Annotated in this window: 8 protein-coding genes and 2 pseudogenes; 5 read left to right on the top strand and 5 right to left on the bottom strand. The window is 74.5% G+C overall.

Translation table 11 applies throughout. The annotated features are described in order from the left end of the window. The first annotated feature begins 119 nt into the window (after window positions 1-119). From AC1VL8_RS05150 to AC1VL8_RS05130, 5 genes and pseudogenes are all read left to right on the top strand, one after another. On the top strand, window positions 120-2483 hold the full coding sequence (locus AC1VL8_RS05150; RefSeq protein WP_483074407.1) for a protein kinase family protein: 2364 nt from the start codon (window positions 120-122) through the stop codon (window positions 2481-2483). 81 nt (window positions 2484-2564) lie between these two features. Continuing rightward, entirely contained in the window at window positions 2565-3626 is a 1062-nt protein-coding gene (gene trxB / locus AC1VL8_RS05145; RefSeq protein ID WP_389234770.1) for a thioredoxin-disulfide reductase, read from the top strand. 7 nt (window positions 3627-3633) lie between these two features. Then, a complete protein-coding gene (gene trxA / locus AC1VL8_RS05140) occupies window positions 3634-3975 on the top strand; it encodes a thioredoxin (protein ID WP_483074406.1) in 342 nt (113 codons plus the stop codon). A gap of 97 nt (window positions 3976-4072) precedes the next feature. Further along, on the top strand, window positions 4073-5410 hold the full coding sequence (locus AC1VL8_RS05135; RefSeq protein WP_389234764.1) for an aminotransferase-like domain-containing protein: 1338 nt from the start codon (window positions 4073-4075) through the stop codon (window positions 5408-5410). Window positions 5411-5494: 84 nt separating this feature from the next. Then, window positions 5495-6456 (top strand): annotated as a pseudogene (locus AC1VL8_RS05130) (D-alanine--D-alanine ligase family protein). 8 nt (window positions 6457-6464) lie between these two features. Here AC1VL8_RS05130 and AC1VL8_RS05125 read toward each other — a convergent pair. From AC1VL8_RS05125 to yidC, 5 genes and pseudogenes are all read right to left on the bottom strand, one after another. Further along, window positions 6465-7560 (bottom strand): annotated as a pseudogene (locus tag AC1VL8_RS05125) (ParB/RepB/Spo0J family partition protein). Continuing rightward, window positions 7557-8543, bottom strand: coding sequence for a ParA family protein (locus tag AC1VL8_RS05120; protein ID WP_483074405.1), 987 nt, complete (start codon window positions 8541-8543; stop codon window positions 7557-7559). Before AC1VL8_RS05120 ends, AC1VL8_RS05125 begins: the two are co-directional and overlap by 4 nt. Continuing rightward, the gene (gene rsmG, locus AC1VL8_RS05115; RefSeq protein WP_483074404.1) at window positions 8540-9292 is read right to left on the bottom strand and encodes a 16S rRNA (guanine(527)-N(7))-methyltransferase RsmG; all 753 of its coding nucleotides are present in this window, start codon (window positions 9290-9292) and stop codon (window positions 8540-8542) included. Before rsmG ends, AC1VL8_RS05120 begins: the two co-directional genes overlap by 4 nt. Before the next feature lie 3009 nt (window positions 9293-12301). Next, complete coding sequence (locus AC1VL8_RS05110) at window positions 12302-12820, bottom strand: Jag family protein (RefSeq protein ID WP_483074403.1); 519 nt, start codon at window positions 12818-12820, stop codon at window positions 12302-12304. A 46-nt stretch (window positions 12821-12866) separates the two neighbouring features. Beyond that, entirely contained in the window at window positions 12867-14036 is a 1170-nt protein-coding gene (gene yidC / locus AC1VL8_RS05105; protein ID WP_483074402.1) for a membrane protein insertase YidC, read from the bottom strand. Window positions 14037-14053: the final 17 nt, after the last annotated feature.

The following is a 14053-nucleotide window of genomic DNA, read 5'->3' as shown; positions in this document are numbered from 1 at the left end:
CGGACCCGCGGGGCCGCGTCCCGTCTAGCATGACGGGGAGCCCCTGGCCCACGGCGGGCCCGGCTCCGCGCACAGCACGGCGGCCCCCGGGCCGCCCCGACGACCGGACGGAGGACCACGTGGTGCAGTCCCGCCCCGGCGACCCCACGCCCGTCGACCGGTCCGGTACGTCCACCGGCCGCCCGGGCGCCGTCGTCGCCGGCCGCTACCGCCTGGACGAGCCCCGTGCCGCCGCCCTGCCCGGCGCCCAGCGGTGGTCCGCGACCGACCAGATCCTGGCCCGACCCGTCACGGTCACGCTCGTCACGGGTGACCGGACCTCCGCGGTGCTCGACGCGGCCCGCCGTGCCGCGCTCGTCGTGGACCCGCGCCTCGCCCGGATCCTCGACGTCGGTCAGGCCGACGGCACCGGCTACGTCGTCAGCGCCGCCGTCGAGGGACGCACGCTCGCGGACCTCGCGGGCCGCGCGCCGCTCGGCGCCGACCAGGCCCGCGCAGTCGTCGGGGAGGCCGCCGGCGCGCTCGAGGCCGCCCGGCGTCGCGGTGTCCACCACCTCGCGCTGCGACCCGGGTCCGTCATCGTCACCGCCGACGGTCGTGTGGTGCTCGAGGGTCTGGCCGTCGACGGCGAGCTCATCGGTGCCGCGACCGGCGGCGCGCACGCCATGAGCCGCGCGGACACCGTCGGCCTGGTGCGGGTGCTGTACGCCGCGCTCACGGGGCGGTGGCCCGCGACGCCGTCCGGCAGCGGACCGGCGCCGCTGCGCAGCTTCGAGGAGTGGTCCGCGGCCCGGTCCGCGGGGCCCGCAGCCGGTGACGGCGCGGGGCGACTGAGCGCCGACCTCCCGGACGCGCCCGAGCACGACGGCGCACCCCTGCCGCCCGTCGACCTGCTCGCCTCCGTGCCCGCTGACCTCGACACGCTGTGCGCCGTGACCCTGGGCCCGCACGAAGACGGGCCGCACAGCCCTGCCGAGCTCGTGCGCGAGCTCGAGCCCTGGCGCGCGGTCCGCGCCGACGAGATCTTCCGCGCCGCCGACGCGGGCCGCTGGCCCGCCCTCCCCGACCCGGGCGCACGCCCGGACGACCCCGCCCCGGGGACCACCGGCACGACCACCGCACCTCCGACGGGAAGCAGCCCGATGAGCGACGACACGACCGGCACCAGCCCGGAGCCGACGACCACGCCGTCCGACCCCGCCGGCCCCGCGGGAGCCGCCGGAGCCGCTGCCGCCGCGGCCGGCGGTGCGGCAGCGGCCGGTGTCGCCCGCCAGTCCGTGCGGTCCGCCTTCGGCGGGCCCCAGGGCCCCGGCACCCGCCGCCCCGGCACGCCCCCGCCCGCGATCCCCACGTCCGCGTCGTTCTCGCCGGCTGCGGGGACCGGTCGGACCCCCACCCGCCCGACACCCGAGGTGCCGTCGTCCGGGACCTCGGCCCCGGCGGACGCCGGGGCGCCCCCTGCGATCCCGCCCGCCCGGTCCGGCGCCGCCGCCGAGCCCGCGACGCCTCCCGCCGCGCCGGACGAGACCCGCCCCGCCGACCTCGCCGTCGCGGGCATCACCTCGGTGACGCCCGACGCGACCCCGCGCGCCGTCGAGCCGCCCACCCCGGCGCCGTCCCCGGTGCGCCGCTCCACGTCCGCACTCGGGCGTGCGACACCCGCGGGCACCGCGACGACCCCGGCCACCGGCACGCAGGTCGCCGAACCGGCACCCCGCGACGAGGCGCCCGCCGCTCCGGCGGTCGTCGCCGCCGCCCCCGGCACCGACGGCGGCGGCCCGGACCGCCCCGACTGGGACCTGCCCTTCTCCGCGGAGCAGCCCGGCGACAGGCCCGGCCGCCAGCGGTTCGACCCGACCCGGTGGGTGCTCGGCGCGGTCGCGATCGCCGTCGTGATCGGGGTGGTCATCGCGGTCGGCAACGTGTTCAAGCCGTTCCGCTCGGACGACGGCACCGCGCAGAGCACGCCCGCGGTCACCGCCACCGCGCCGCCGGCCGAGGCGCCCGCCGACGGCGCGGACGACGGCGCGGCCGAGCCCGCACCGGCGACCGCGCCGCCTGTGGTCGTCGGGGTGAACTCGATCGACCCCTCCGACGGCGACGGCGAGCACGAGGAGCTGGTCGGCAGGATCACCGACGGCGACCCCGCGACCACCTGGTACACGCACACCTACAACCGTGCGGACTTCGCGGGCTTCAAGGACGCGGTCGGCCTCGTCATCACGCTCCAGGCCCCGGCGACCGTCAGCACCATCACGATCGACGGCACGGGCACCGGCGGCAACGTCGAGGTCCGGGCCACCGACGCCGCGAACCCGACCGCGGGCGACGTCCTCGCCGGCGGCGCGCTGGCCAGCCCGCAGACCGTGCTCACCCTGGCGCAGCCGACCGAGACCCAGAGCATCGTGCTGTGGTTCACCTCGCTGTCCCAGACCCCGGACGGCGCGAACAAGATCGAGATCTCCGGCCTCGCGGTCTCCTGACCGCACCCGGGCGCGGAACAGACCGCGCGCGGCATCTGTTGTCCGGGCATCAGCCCGACCCCGACCTCCGAGGGAAGCACCGTGACCGAGACCCCCGTCCGCGACATCGTCATCGTCGGTTCCGGCCCCGCCGGGTACACCGCGGCGATCTACGCCGCGCGCGCCGGCCTCGCCCCGTACGTCGTCGCGGGTTCCGTCACCGCCGGTGGCGCCCTGATGAACACCACCGACGTCGAGAACTTCCCGGGCTTCCCCGACGGGATCCTCGGCCCGGACCTCATGGACAACCTGCAGAAGCAGGCCGAGCGGTTCGGCGCCGAGGTCCTCTGGGACGACGCCGTGTCCCTCGACCTCGCCGGCCCGGTCAAGACGATCGTCACCGGCGGCGGCGAGACGATCCGCGCCCGCGCGGTGATCCTGTCGACCGGCTCCGCCTACCGCGAGCTCGGCCTGGACGACGAGAAGCGGCTCTCCGGCCGCGGCGTCTCCTGGTGCGCGACCTGCGACGGCTTCTTCTTCCGCGACCAGGACATCATCGTCGTGGGCGGCGGCGACTCGGCCGTCGAGGAGGCCACGTTCCTCACCCGGTTCGGCAAGTCCGTGACGATCGTGCACCGCCGCGACGAGCTGCGGGCGTCGAAGATCATGGCCGACCGCGCCGCCGCGGACCCGAAGATCCAGTTCGCCTGGAACAGCGAGGTCGTCGGCATCGAGGGCGCCGACAAGGTCACCGGCGTCACCCTGCGCGACACCGTGACCGGCGAGACCCGGCACCACGACGCGACCGGCGTGTTCGTCGCGATCGGCCACGTGCCGCGCACCGAGCTGCTGGTCGGGCAGGTCGACCTGGACGACAACGGCTACATCGTCGTCGAGGGCCGCTCCACCCGGACCAACCTCCCCGGCGTCTTCGCGGCCGGTGACGCCGTCGACCACACCTACCGCCAGGCCATCACCGCCGCCGGCTCGGGCTGCGCCGCCGCGCTCGACGCCCAGCACTTCCTGGCCGCGCTCGGCGACGTGGACCCCGCGTCGCCGTCGGAGATCCCCGCCGCCGTCGCGTCCGCGGACGTCGACGGCGCGGACGCGCTGGCCGCCCAGGGCGCCGACACCGCCGCGGCCGCGGCCGCCGCCGGGCACTGACCGCACGATGAGCACCGCGCCGGCGGTGACCGGGGCGACCTTCGAGCAGGAGGTCCTCCGGTCACCGCTCCCGGTCGTCGTCGACTTCTGGGCCGCCTGGTGCGTGCCCTGCCGGATGGTGTCCCCGGTGCTCGCCGAGCTCGCGGACGTGTACGCGGGACGGCTGCGGTTCGTCGCCGTCGACACGGAGGCCGAGCCCGAGCTCGCCCGGCGCTACGGGGTGGTGTCGATCCCGACCCTGTACGTGTTCCACGAGGGCGAGCTGGTGCGCACCGCCGTCGGCGCGCGGGAGAAGCGCGCGTACGCGGCCGAGCTCGACGCCGCCCTCGCGGAGATCGCCGCGGGCTGAGCACACCCGGCCGTCCGCGTGGGGGTCCCGTGGACGTGCGGCGCGCCCGTCGTGGACGCACCCCGGGGGCGTGCGGGCGCCGTGCGACACTCGGGAGATGACCGCGACCCCGCGGCCCGGCGACGTGTCGGGCCCCACCCCGACCCCCGCCGCCGGAACCCGTCTGGACCGGTGGCTCGGCGCCTACGCGCAGCGCACCCACGGGATGCGCGCCTCCGAGATCCGCGCGCTGTTCGCCGTGGCGAACCGCCCGGAGGTCGTGTCCCTCGCCGGGGGCATGCCGTACCTCGAGGGCCTGCCGCTCGACGTGATCGGTGAGCTCGCCCAGCGCGTCGTCGCCACCCGCGGCACCACGGCCCTGCAGTACGGCTCCGGCCAGGGCGACGAGGGGCTGCGCGAGCAGATCCTCGAGGTGATGCGCCTCGAGGGCATCGACGCGCACCCGGACGACGTCGTCGTGACCACCGGCTCGCAGCAGGCGCTCGACCTCGTGACCCGGCTGTTCATCGACCCGGGCGACGTGGTCGTCGCGGAGGCACCCTCGTACGTCGGCGCCCTGGGTGTGTTCCGGGCCTACGAGGCCGACGTCGTGCACGTCCCCCTCGACGCCCACGGCATCGTCCCGGAGGCGCTCGAGGAGACGCTGGCGTCCCTGGCGCGCGAGGGACGCCGCGTGAAGTTCCTCTACACGATCCCGAACTTCCACAACCCGGCGGGCGTCACGCTGTCGCTGGAGCGCCGGCCCCGGGTCCTCGAGATCGCCGAGCGCTACGGCGTGCTCGTCATCGAGGACAACCCGTACGGCCTGCTGGGCTTCGAGGGCGACCCGCTGCCCGCCATGCGGTCCACGAACGACGACGGGGTCATCTACCTCGGGTCGTTCTCCAAGACGTTCGCCCCCGGCTACCGGGTCGGCTGGGCTGTGGCACCGCACGCGGTGCGCGAGAAGCTGGTCCTCGCGTCGGAGTCGGCGATCCTCTGCCCGTCCAACGCCTCCCAGCTCGCGATCAGCGGCTACCTGGCCACCTGCGACTGGAAGGGCCAGGTCAAGGCGTTCCGCGAGCTCTACCGCGAGCGGCGTGACGCCATGATCGGCGCGCTCGCCGAGCACCTGCCCGACGCCACGTGGACCGTCCCCGACGGCGGCTTCTACACCTGGGTCCGCCTGCCCGACGGCCTCGACGCCAAGGCGATGCTGCCGCGCGCCGTCACCGCCCGGGTCGCCTACGTGCCCGGCACCGCGTTCTACGCGGACGGGCAGGGCGCGGACCACATGCGCCTGTCGTTCTGCTTCCCCACGCCCGACCGCATCCGCGAGGGCGTGCGCCGGCTCGCCGGGGTGGTCGCCGGCGAGAGCGAGCTCGTGTCGCTGTTCGGCACCGGCGGGGCGCGCGCCGGCGACGACGTGCAGTCACCCGGTCCCGACCTGGCCTGACCGCGTCCACCGGTCCGGCTCCACCCCGCACCCACCCGCAGCGGCGGCCGCCTGTGCCGCCACCCGCCCAGGAGGCCTCCACCCGTGCCGCACGACTCCGTCCCCGCCACCCCGCGCGTCGTCGTCCTCGCGGGCGGGCTGTCCCACGAGCGTGACGTCTCCCTGCGGTCCGGACGCCGGGTCGCGGAGGCGCTCCGCTCCGCGGGCGCCGAGGTGTCGGTGCACGACGTCGACGCGGACCTCGTGCCCGCGCTGACCGAGACCCGGCCGGACCTGGTGTGGCCGCTGCTGCACGGCGCCAGCGGCGAGGACGGGGCTGTCCGGGACGTCCTCGAGCTGCTCGGCCTGCGCGCCCTCGGCACCGGCCCGCGCGCCAGCCGGGTCGCGTGGAGCAAGCCCATCGCCAAGACGTCGGTGACCCGTGCCGGGATCGACACCCCCGAGTTCGTGACGCTCCCGCAGAGCCTGTTCCGGGACTCGGCGCCGGTCGGGTCATGGACGCCGTCGTCGCCCGCCTCGGCCTGCCGCTCGTCGTGAAGCCGTCGCGCGGCGGTTCGGCGCTGGGCGTCACCCTCGTCCGCACCGCCGAGGACCTGCCCCGGGCGATGGTCACGTGCTTCGCCTACGGCGACACCGCGCTGATCGAGCGCGCCGTCGAGGGCACGGAGCTGGCGATCAGCGTCGTCGACCTCGACGGCGAGCCCGTGGCGCTGCCCGCCGTCGAGGTCGTCACCGACGGCCCCTACGACTACGACGCGCGCTACAACCCCGGTCGGACCGAGTACTTCGCACCCGCACGGCTGCCCGAGGACGTCGCCGCTCGTGCCGCTGACGTCGCCGTGGCCGCGCACCGCGCACTCGGCCTGCGGCATCTGTCCCGCACCGACCTGATCGTGGACGCCGACGGCCGGCCCTGGTTCCTCGAGGTCAACGTGGCGCCCGGGATGACCGAGACGTCGCTGTTCCCGCAGGCCGCGGAGGCCGGCGGGCACCACCTCCCCACGCTGTACCGGGAGCTGGTCGAGGCAGGCCTCGCCGACGCCTGACCGGGAGGTCAGCCCCGGAACACGCCCGGGTCCTCGGGGGCGAGGCTCGACAGGATGCGGTTCAGGTCCTGCACCGAGGCGAACTCCACGGTGAGCTTGCCCCGCTGCTTGCCGAGGTCGACCTTGACGCGGGTCTCGAACCGGTCGGAGAGCCGGCTCGCGAGCTCGTCGAGGGCCTCGTTGCGCACCCCGGCGCGGGTGCGGCGCTTCGGCTTCGGCGTCCCGCCCTCGCCACCGAGCGACACGATCTCCTCGACAGCGCGGACGGACAGACCCTCGGCGACGATCCGCTGAGCCAGCCGCTCGATCGCGGCGCCGTCGCTCAGGCCGAGCAGGGCGCGGGCGTGGCCGGCGGACAGCACCCCGGCCGCGACCCGGCGCTGCACGAGCGGCGGGAGACGCAGCAGGCGGAGCGTGTTGGAGATCTGCGGACGGGACCGGTGGATCCGGGTCGCGAGCTCGTCGTGGGTGCACCCGAAGTCGTCGAGCAGCTGCTGGTACGCGGCCGCCTCCTCCAGCGGGTTGAGCTGGGACCGGTGCAGGTTCTCCAGCAGCGCGTCGCGGAGCAGGTCGGAGTCGTCGGTCTGCCGGATGATCGCGGGGATCGTCGTCAGGCCGGCCGCCTGGGTCGCGCGCCAGCGCCGCTCCCCCATGATCAGCTCGTAGCCGTCGCCGACGTCACGCACCACGACGGGCTGGAGCACGCCGATCTCGCGGATCGACCCGACGAGCTCCTCCAGCGCGTCCTCGTCGAACACCGAGCGCGGCTGCTTGTGGTTCGGTCGGATGGTACCGACCGGGAAGCTCGGCGAACGTCGCGCCCGGGACGGGCAGCAGGCCGTCGCTGTCGGCGGAGGGCGCCGTCGCGGTCACCTCGGCGTCGTCCGCGCTGGACACCGCGCCGCGCTCGGGAGCGGACTGCGCGGCGTTTGCACTGTTCAGAGCCTTGTCGGCGGCCTCTCGCGCCGCCTCCTCCGCCCGCTCCGCGTTCCGGTCGGGGAAGAAGACGTCGACGGGTCGGTTGCCCTCGCCGCTCCGGGTCTCCAGACCCGTCGGGATCAGGGCCCCCAGGCCCCGTCCGAGCCCACGCCGCTTCTCGCTCACACGTCCTCCTTCTGCCGGTCCGCGACGACGCCGCGCTCGGCGAGCTCTCGCGCTGCCTCCAGGTAGGCGAGCGCACCGCTCGAGCCCGGATCGTACGTCAGCACCGTCTGCCCGTAGGACGGCGCCTCCGAGACGCGGACCGACCGCGGCACGGTGGTGCGCAGCGTCTTCGTCGGGAAGTGCTCCCGCACCTCCCGCGCGACCTGCTGCGCGAGGTTGGTCCGTCCGTCGTACATGGTGAGCAGGATCGTCGACACGTGCAGGACCGGGTTCAGGTGGGCCTGGATCAGCTCGATCGACTTGAGCAGCTGACTGAGACCCTCGAGGGCGTAGTACTCGCACTGGATCGGGATCAGCACCTCGTCGCCGACGACGAACGCGTTCACCGTGAGCAGGCCGAGGCTCGGCGGGCAGTCGACCAGCACGTAGTCGATCCGGGGCTCGCCGTCGCGCTCCCGCTGCTCGAGGTACGCGCTCAGGGCGTTCCGCAGGCGGGTCTCCCGCGCCACCATCGAGACGAGCTCGATCTCCGCGCCGGACAGGTCGATCGTCGCGGGGACGCACCAGAGGTTCGGGACATCCGGGCACGGGTGCACGGCGGAGGCCATCGGGGCGCCGTCGACGAGCACGTCGTAGACCGAGGTGATCCCCGACCGGTGGTCGATCCCGAGCGCGGTCGAGGCGTTGCCCTGCGGGTCGTTGTCGATCACGAGCACGTGGAGCCCGGACTGCGCGAGCGCGGCCGCCAGGTTCACCGTGGTCGTGGTCTTGCCGACGCCGCCCTTCTGGTTCGCGACGGTGATGACGCGGGTCCGGTCCGGCTTCGGGAACACCCTCCCCCGCAGCTCGATGCGACGACGCGCGTCGAGGCGGAGCTCCGCCATCAGGGGCGTGTCCTCGTCCGCCGACGGCAGGCTCTCCACGAGTGCGGCCCGACGGCGCTCCTCCCCGTCGTCAGTCCAGCGGGTGGGGTCCGTCGTCACGGGCGCGATCCCTTCGTCGAGCGTCGCGACCGCCGCGACCCGCTCTCTGTTCCACGTGAAACAGGCTTCGCCGTGGACGTGCCGGGTGTGGTCTTCTCGACGACGACCACGCTCGTGGGGTCCAGGCCCGCCAGCGTCGGAGCGGTCAGGATCTCGGCGGTTCCCCCGCCGAGTCGCTTCCCGATGGACGCCGCCTCCTCGACCTCGACCTGCGCGCGGCCACCCTTGAGCGCGACCATCCGACCGCCGACCCGCAGGAGCGGCAGGGTCCACCCGTACAGCTTGTCCAGCGAGGCAACGGCCCGTGCCGTCACCGCGTCGGCATCGACCTCCCCCGCCAGGTCCTCAGCACGCCCGCGGAGCACCCGGGCGTTGTCGAGACCGAGGTCGTCAACCACCTCGGAGAGCCAGTCCGTGCGGCGCTCCATCGGCTCCAGCAGGATCACCTCGCACGCAGGCCGCATCGCCGCGATCACCACTCCCGGGAGCCCCGCGCCACTGCCGACGTCGACGATCCGACCCGACTCCGGGAGGAACGGGACGACAGCAGCGGAGTTGACCACGTGCCGCTCCCAGAGGCGGCCGACCTCACGAGGGCCGACCAGGCCTCGGAGGACGCCCTGGTCACGCAGCTTCGCGTGAAAGCGCTCGATCGCGGGCCAGGACGGCCCGAAGAGGGCGGGAAGACGGTCGTCGCCGTCGAGCGGGTCGACCTCGGGCGCGCGCGGGTCACGGTCCTGGTGGGACACCGACTCAGACCGCACAGCTCTCCCCTGGTTCGGTACGTGGTGGGGCGCGCTGTCACCGGGAGGGTGCGGCGCGCACCCCCAACGGTACCCCGCACGACCCTGTCCTCCGTCGTCGTCCACAGGGGCGCGCGGCGCGTGTTTCACGTGGAACCGGAACCGCCCGTGCGTCTCGCCGGATGCGTCGCGGCGGAGCGCCGGGCCGCTGCCACCGCAGTGAGAGGCGGCGCCCGGGAGGGCTCAGCGCAACGGGTGCCGCTCCGGGGCGCTCAGCGCACCGATGCTGACGCGATCAGCGACGGTACGAGCACGACAGAGCGGCCTGCGCCTTCCAGGGCCCATCGTCCGTGGTTTCACGTGGAACCGTGGAATCCACGCCCCGGACCGGCCGAGCGCACACCAGCCGCTTCGAAGCTGCGTGCGCCCGGTCCGCCTCGCGCGTCGCGCCCCCTAGCCCGTTCCGGCTATCGGCTCGCCACGTGGCAGAGCAACGCCGGCCCGGAGGGGCGGGGCCAGCGAGCGTGCGCGCGAGTCCTGCGTGCGCTCCGGCGGCGCATCCAGCGACGCGGTGGGCATGAGCGCCTGGCGGGACGGTGCGGTGGTCGGTCCTTTCGAGCGACCCGAGGGCATCGCTGCAGTGGCCGCCCCACCTCGCCTCGCCCCGTCCTGCTCGCCCCGCCCCACCTCGCCTCGCCCCGTCCTGCTCGCCCCGCCCCACCTCGCCCCGCCCCACCTCGCCCCGCCCCGCGCGCCCGCCCTGCTCGCCCGCCCTGCTCGCCCGCCCTGCTCGCCCTCCCCTGCCTCGCCCTCCCCTGCCTCGCCCCGTCCTGCTCGCCCTCCCCGCCCTGCCCCGCGCGCCCGCCCTGCTCGCCCGCCCTGCCTCGCCCCGTCCACGTGGTGGTTTCACGTGGAACAGACAGCGCCGCGATGTCACTCGCCCTGCCAGCGCTCGTGCGGCGACGATCCGCGCACATCTGCCCACGACCACGACCACGACCACGACCACGACCACGACCACGAGCCTTGCCCGTTGTCAGGCCGCTGGGCGGTCTCGCGCCCCCGGGACCAGACAGCGGACGACCCCGGCCTCGCACCCCTTCGTGGCGCGCCGCCCTCGCCGGGTGCTGGCGGGCCCCACTCCCCCACGTTGGTAGGCCCGCTCATCCAACCCCATAGACGCGCCCGCACGCGGGCTCCCGCGGGGCCGTGCCGAGAGACCAGACCGCGCCGACTCCGCGGACCTGGTCTCGTCGCGTGGCTACTGCCTCGCCGTACGGGCATCGAAGCCAGGCCAGCATCCTGCACGAACGCCTCGAGCGACCGGCCGCACACGCGCCGGAGCACACCCCGTTCCACGTGAAACCGTGCGGTCCATCGGAACAGCCCACTCCCCTGCGCACGCACCGCCCGCGAACCCGGGGACCCGCCCCCTGACGCTGGGCGGTACGCCGTGGGAGGCGAGCGAGCCTCAGGGAGTGCACCGCACCCACCGGGCGTGGCCGCCCGCGTACTCGGCCGCCTCCCGCCGTCCGAGGCTCGCCAGCTCGCGCGCCGTTCCGCCGCTCTGGGGCGCACCTACGCCGGTCATCTCGCGATCGGGCGCGGCGACCACCGTCCCGCAGACCCCAGCGGCGACAGTCACGGTGCCGCATGCCTCAGGCGCGCCGCCTCGGTCGAGCCGCCCCGGTCGCGCCCACCCGGGGCCGAGCCACCCTCGATCACCACTCCCCCGCAGGCGCGCCGACCCGGTCGTAGCGGGCTGGCTACGCCGATCCGGCAGCTCCGCCCCGCTCGCGCCGCCCGACGCGCACTGCCTGGCTCCCGCCGGCCCACTCCCGCCTGGCTGGGCGTGCGGCGCTCCCCCCGCCGGTCCCAGCCCGCCATGCTCTCCGCTTGCCCGCTTGACCTGCACGCCCATGGGTCGCGCCGCGCCAGGCACCAGCGCACCGGCGTCTCCGAGGACGGACTTCCCCGCGCGGCTACCGAACGTCCCTACGCCCCGCCCACACCGACCACACCACCGCGCTACGGCCCGCGTGACCCCTGACGTTCCACGTGAATCTCCGAGCGCGCGCGGCGCACCTCACGCAGAGCGCCCGGCGTCGCCTCGGCAAGCGCGCCGGCAGGCACACGTCGCGCCGTCCACCGCCAGCAGCCCTAGCGCGTCACAGCGTCACCCGGCGGGCCGGGGACTCCAGGCTCCAGACCACGTCTCGACGCGAACTGCCCCCGGGGAGCACAGCACCACCGGGACGTTCCACGTGGAACCTCGGCGGGTGCTCCGGGTTTGCGCCCGCGCCACGGCACGACCAGCCGGACCCGTCGAGCCACCTCCCCGCCGGCGTGCGCAGCCACTCGACGGCAGCGGCCTCGTCGGGCACGGTGCCGCTCCCCCGCAACCCGCACCGCACCCGCGTCGGGCACCGGGGTGGACCGGGCTCGACCACACGGGACCGGTCGACGCCGACCGACAGTCGACCTCATCACAGCGGACGCTCCGGCCCCGGACCCGTCGCGCCATCGGCGCCCGGGCCGGCCAGGACGTCGCCAGCCGCCCGCCCGCGTCTGCCGACGTGCCTGAGGGACCATCCGGCCACACGCGTCCGCGGCGCGCACCTCAGACCGCGACCGCCGGGCGCCGAGCCGTGCACGTGTCTATTCCGCGGGACCGCCCGCCGTGCAGCCCGGATGGCACGAGCACTTCGACAGGAAGTCGACGGCCAGGCCCGTCGCGGGCCCAAGTCCGCCTCGAGACCGACTGGCCGAGACGTGGGAGCCTGCGGAAACGAGCACCGGTCGCGGCTCGCCGGTCCGCGGCGGCCGGGCGTCCTTTCGCCTCTCCGACGAGCTGGGCGGATGCCGTGGCACCAATTCAGCGCACGACCACATACCGCCATTCGTTCACACGGGAACTACTTCGCTCAGATCCATCCTGAGAGAGCCGCAGACGACGCGAGAGGCCGGTCCCGAACGGAACCGGCCTCTCAGTGCCTTCGGACGAAGGCGTCCAGATCAGCTCGCGGGCTTCACCACGACGAACCGGGACGGCTCGACACCGTCCGAGTCGGACGTCAGGCCCGCAGCGGCGACGGCGTCGTGCACGACCTTCCGCTCGAACGGGTTCATCGGGTCGAGCGCGACCTCGTCGCCGGACTCGCGCACGCGGGCGATCGCCTCCTCGGCGACCTTGACGAGCTCGACCTTGCGGCCGGCGCGGTAGCCGGCGATGTCGAGCATCAGCCGGCTGCGGTCGCCGGTCTTCGCCTGGACCGCGAGCCGAGTCAGCTCCTGGAGGGCGTCGAGCACCTCGCCGTCCTCGCCGACGAGCCGACGGAGCGCACGCTCGGTGCCCTCCTCCGCCACGATCTCGACAGCAGCGCGACCGTGGTCGACGTCGATGTCGATGTCACCGTCGAGGTCCGCGATGTCGAGGAGCTCCTCGAGGTAGTCCGCGGCGATCTCGCCCTCTTCTTCGAGGCGCGACGCGGACGCCGTGCCGGCCTCGCCGGTGGCGCCGGTGGGAGTGGTCATCTCTGCTCCTTGCTGGGGGAACGGGGTGCGCGTCGGGACGCGAGGTCTAGCCGGCGTCCGGAGTGCCGCCGGGCGTGCTGCCGCCCGTGCCGCCGCCGGTGCCGTTGCGCTTCTTCTTCGCCGGTGCGGGGCCGCCGGTCGCGCCCGGCTCCGGGGACGCGGTGGACCCGGACGGGGACTCCTCGGCTGAGCTCGACGCGGCCGCGCCGGCGGAGGTGGTCGCCGTGGCGGAGGCCGCGGGTCGGGGCTGCTGCTTCTTCGCGCGCGCCTTGCCGACCGGCTGCTGCCGCTGCCCCGAGACCGGACGCTCCTCGATCGTGGGGCGGTCCTCCTCGATCGTGATGCCCTTGTGCGCGGCCTTCTTGGCCTGCCGCGCCTTGAGCGCCTTCTCGGCCTGCGAGCCCGGCGCCGGCATCCGGCGGATCGTGTAGAACTGCTGCCCCATCGACCACAGGTTGGTGGTGGTCCAATAGAGCAGCACACCGATCGGGAAGTTCACGCCGGAGAAGGCGAAGATCAGCGGGAAGACGTACATGAGCATCTTCTGCTGCTGCGCCATCGGGCCCTCGAGGGCGGCCGGCGGCATGTTCTTCATCGTCAGCTGGCGCTGGGTGAGGAACGTGGTCGCGGACATCGCGACGACGAGCAGGATGGTGACGATCCGGACGTGCACGGCGGCGTCACCGAACTCGGCCGCGTTCATGAAGGTCGCCGACAGCGGGGCGCCGAAGATGCTGGCCTGCTCGGCCTGCGACGCGAGGTCCTGGGTAAGGGGGCCGAGGTTGTCCCGCACGTAGTCGCCGGACGCCAGCGCGGGCAGGGAGTTGAGCACGCGGAACAGCGCGAAGAAGATCGGCGACTGCGCGAGGATCGGCAGGCAGGACGAGAACGGGTTGGTCCCGTGCTTGCGGTACAGCTCCATCGTCTCGCGGCTCATCGCCTCGCGGGACGCGGGGTCCGTCTTCCCCTTGTACTTCGCCTGGATCTTCTTCATGTCCGGCGCGAGCAGCTGCATGCCGCGCGACGCCTTGATCTGCTTGAAGAACAGCGGGATCAGGATGATCCGCATCACGATCACGAGGCCGACGATCGACAGGCCCCACGCCAGACCACCGGCCGGGTCGAGGCCGAGGAAGTCGAACAGGCTGTGGAACTGGACCATGATCCAGGCCACAGCGACCATGATCGGATACAGCAGGCCGTCGAACCAGCTCATCGGGGAACTCTCCAGGG

It is taken from the genome of Cellulomonas sp. KU4C, assembly GCF_056868065.1.
The sequence above is the reverse complement of the archived record's forward strand: the minus strand, read 5'-3'. Positions and strand labels throughout refer to the sequence as shown.